Source organism: Marinobacter fuscus, assembly GCF_003007675.1.
Lineage (GTDB): Bacteria > Pseudomonadota > Gammaproteobacteria > Pseudomonadales > Oleiphilaceae > Marinobacter > Marinobacter fuscus.
Window position 1 is genome coordinate 1 of the sequence record NZ_PXNP01000106.1, and the last position, 366, is coordinate 366.

1 protein-coding gene is annotated in these 366 nt (G+C 60.9%); it reads right to left on the reverse strand.

All coding sequences use genetic code 11. The features are described from left to right. Nucleotides 1–56 precede the first annotated feature (56 nt). Nucleotides 57–366, reverse strand: a 310-nt coding sequence (locus C7H09_RS20345; protein ID WP_240616636.1) for a tyrosine-type recombinase/integrase, incomplete at its 5' end; no start/stop codon positions are given.

Sequence of the window (366 nt, forward strand, 5' to 3'; positions counted from 1 at the left end):
GCCATAACGGAGCTGCAGGCTGGTCTGATGATCGCGCAGGATTTGCGCCAGCGTGATCATTCGTTCACCCAGTCGACCTGCAGGCGCTCCACCAGGGCGTTGATCATCAGGGCACTGTTTTGTTGGGCCTCCTGGGTCATTCGGGTATAACGTGCGGTGGTCACCGGGCTGGCATGCCCGAGCAGGGTCTGGATGGAGCGAAGATTGACGCCATTCTCCAGCAAGTGGGTGGCAAAGCTGTGGCGTAGAGAGTGAATGTGGACACGCTTGCGAATGCCGCAGTCCAGGGCGACCTGCTTGATGGCTTTCTGAACGCTGGCCCGGGCCATGATCCGGGCCTCCCCCGGAGCAACCACCGTTTGGAAG